Here is a 527-nt window from a genome sequence, read left to right as displayed (position 1 = left end):
CTGGATGTTTCCAGTCGAGCAGTACAAAACTGGATCAATGCTTATAAAGCAGGCGGCTTCAAAGCATTGTCTGCTAAAAAGCGTGGCCACCCGGAAGGCATGAACCGTAGGCTAACTGCAGAGCAAGAAAAAAACCTTCAAAAACAAATCACGGATGAACAGCCAGATCAACTCAAGCTTAGCTATGTGCTGTGGACACGTAAGGCTGTTATGGAGCTAATCGAACGCGAATGTGGCATAAAAATGCCAATTCGTACCGTCGGTGATTATCTGAAGCGATGGGGTTTTACCCCTCAGAAGCCAGCCAGGCGTGCCTATGAGCAAAACCCTAAAGCTGTTAAAAAATGGATGGAAGAGGACTACCCAGGCATTAAACAGCGTGCGAAACAGGAAGGCGCGGAGATCTACTGGGGCGACGAAACAGGCATACGCAGCGATTGCCAGCATGAGCGCGGCTATGCACCAAAAGGAAAAACGCCCATTGTGAAGCTAAATGCAAAGCGTTGTTCACTCAATATGATATCCGC

The 527-nt window shown here is 48.2% G+C and carries 1 protein-coding gene; it reads left to right on the top strand.

The annotated features are described in order from the left end of the window. On the top strand, positions 1–527 hold a 527-nt coding region (locus Q1A69_RS20105), incomplete at both ends, for an IS630 family transposase (RefSeq protein WP_299589702.1).

The sequence above is a fragment of the uncultured Microbulbifer sp. genome (assembly GCF_947498635.1).
Lineage (GTDB): Bacteria > Pseudomonadota > Gammaproteobacteria > Pseudomonadales > Cellvibrionaceae > Microbulbifer > Microbulbifer echini.
Note: the sequence above shows the minus strand (reverse complement) of the source record. Positions and strands in the feature narration are given on the sequence as shown.